Origin of the sequence: Mesorhizobium sp. M7A.T.Ca.US.000.02.2.1 (assembly GCF_003996995.1) — a bacterium.
Taxonomy (GTDB): domain Bacteria; phylum Pseudomonadota; class Alphaproteobacteria; order Rhizobiales; family Rhizobiaceae; genus Mesorhizobium.
Window position 1 is genome coordinate 1 of the sequence record NZ_RZTT01000655.1, and the last position, 2,166, is coordinate 2,166.

Sequence of the window (2,166 nt, forward strand, 5' to 3'; positions counted from 1 at the left end):
CGCAGAAGGTGCAGTCGCTGGGCTCCGGCTTCGTCATCGATGCCGAGCAAGGCATCGTCGTCACCAACAACCATGTCATTGCCGATGCCGACGACATCGAGGTCAATTTCTCCGATGGTGTCACCTTGAAGGCGACGCTGGTCGGCACCGACACCAAGACCGATGTCGCCGTGCTCAAGGTCGATCCGAAAGGCCACAAGCTGACGGCGGTGAAGTTCGGCGATTCCACCAAGATGCGCGTCGGCGACTGGGTGATGGCGATCGGCAATCCGTTCGGCCTCGGCGGCACGGTGACGGTCGGCATCGTCTCTGCCCGCAACCGCGACATCAATTCCGGCCCCTATGATGACTTCATACAGACCGATGCCGCGATCAACCGCGGCAATTCCGGCGGACCGCTGTTCAACAGCGCCGGCGAAGTCATCGGCATCAACACGGCGATCATTTCGCCTTCCGGCGGTTCGATCGGCATCGGCTTTTCCATCCCCGCCCAGCTCGCGTCCGGCGTCGTCGACCAGTTGCGCCAGTTCGGCGAGACGCGGCGCGGCTGGCTGGGCGTGCGCATCCAGCCGGTGACCGACGACATCGCCGAAAGCCTCGGCATGGCGACCGCCAGGGGCGCGCTGGTCGCCGGCGTGATCAAGGGCGGCCCGGTCGACAATGGCACCATCCAGGCGGGCGATGTCGTCATCAAGTTCGACGGCAAGGACATCCATGAGATGCGCGATCTGCCGCGCGTCGTCGCCGAAAGCCCGGTTGGCAAGGCGGTCGATGTGCTCATCGTGCGCAAGGGTGTCGAGCAGACCGTGAAAGTGACGCTCGGCCGGCTCGAGGATGGCGAGAAGCTCGCCAGCAGCGAGGAGGGCAGCAACACCGATCAGGACAAGGGCGACAAGGCTCCGGCCGTTTCCACTGCTTCGGTGCTCGGCATGACGGTCGGCGAACTGAACGACGAGACACGCAAGAAGTTCAGCATTGCGGCCGATGTTTCGGGCGTCGTCATCACCGACGTCACCAAGGACTCGGCAGCCGCCGAACGCGGCATCCAGCCCGGCGAGGTGATCACCGAGATCGCACAGGAATCGGTTGCCACCCCCAAGGATGTCATGGACCGCATCGGCGCCTTGAAGGAACAGGGGCGCAAGAATGCACTCTTGATGCTGGCCTCGAAGACCGGCGAGCTCAGGTTCGTGACGATCCGGATGGACTGAGATCCGCCAGCTAACAGGTATATTGTAGCATCCCATGGGATGTACTATTTTAGCTTGTGAGACGGATCGTACTGGACACAAACGTTCTGACGGCAGGTTTGCGAAGCAGGAATGGTGCGTCGTTTGCCGTCTTGCACGGAATCGCGGATCGGCACATCCGCCCATTGGTGACGACAGCGCTGTTTCTTGAATGAAACCGTGTTGACCCGACCCGAGCAAATGGCGGTTCACGGATTGTCGAATGCGGATCTGGATCGTTTGCTTGCCGGTTTTGCTACCTTGGCAGAACCGGTTGAACTGCACTTTCTCTGGCGCCCGCAATTGAGCGATCCGAAGGATGAAATGGTGCCTGAAGCCGCGATCAACGGCCGGGCAGATGCCTTGGTGACCTACAATCGCCGGGATTTTGCGGCTGCGGCAGGCCGTTTCGACGTCCAAGTCGTAAGCCCGGCTGAATTCCTGGAAGGACTTCGAACATGAGCAAAGCGACTTATCCTTTGAAGCTCCCGCTGTCGGTAAAGGAGGCGGCCGCGCGTTTGGCTAAGGCGGATGGCGTGTCGCTCAATCAGTGGATCGCTTCGGCTGTGGCGCAGAAGGTTGGAGCAATGGAAACGGCGGCGGATTTCCTGCGTCGTCGGGCGGGCGATGCGTCCGCCGGCGATTTTGGAAAAATGCTTGAGCGGGTTGCTGGCGGACCTCCGCAAGCTGGCGATGAGCTTCCGCCTGATCGACATTGATCAGCGACGGTTCTTTCGCCAGTTCTGGGCAGTCAGCCGGTAGAATACATGGCGCTTGAGCGCGGGATGGCTGTCGGGAATGCCGGGATGATCGAAGTCGGCCGATGGATCGGCTCTCATGCCGAGGCGCTCCATGACGGCGGTGGAGCGGCGGTTTTTCGCGACGGCGAAGGAGACGATTTCGTCAAGGCCGAGTGTTTCGAAGCCATAGGCAAGCC

At 61.4% G+C, this 2,166-nt stretch carries 5 protein-coding genes; 4 read left to right on the forward strand and 1 reads right to left on the reverse strand.

Annotated features, from left to right (window positions below; all coding sequences use genetic code 11):
• From EOD15_RS33120 to EOD15_RS33130, 4 genes are all read left to right on the forward strand, one after another.
• Nucleotides 1-1,211, forward strand: a 1,211-nt coding sequence (locus EOD15_RS33120) for a DegQ family serine endoprotease (RefSeq protein ID WP_148129780.1), incomplete at its 5' end; no start/stop codon positions are given.
• Nucleotides 1,212-1,267: 56 nt separating this feature from the next.
• The gene (locus EOD15_RS37405; RefSeq protein ID WP_348629444.1) at nt 1,268-1,405 is read left to right on the forward strand and encodes a PIN domain-containing protein; all 138 of its coding nucleotides are present in this window, start codon (nt 1,268-1,270) and stop codon (nt 1,403-1,405) included.
• Entirely contained in the window at nt 1,398-1,691 is a 294-nt protein-coding gene (locus EOD15_RS33125; RefSeq protein WP_245463834.1) for a PIN domain-containing protein, read from the forward strand. The genes EOD15_RS37405 and EOD15_RS33125 overlap by 8 nt, the downstream gene beginning before the upstream one ends.
• The gene (locus EOD15_RS33130) at nt 1,688-1,948 is read left to right on the forward strand and encodes a pilus assembly protein HicB (protein ID WP_127328922.1); all 261 of its coding nucleotides are present in this window, start codon (nt 1,688-1,690) and stop codon (nt 1,946-1,948) included. Before EOD15_RS33125 ends, EOD15_RS33130 begins: the two co-directional genes overlap by 4 nt.
• Here EOD15_RS33130 and EOD15_RS33135 read toward each other — a convergent pair.
• On the reverse strand, nt 1,949-2,166 hold a 218-nt coding region (locus EOD15_RS33135; RefSeq protein ID WP_148129781.1), incomplete at its 5' end, for a GNAT family protein.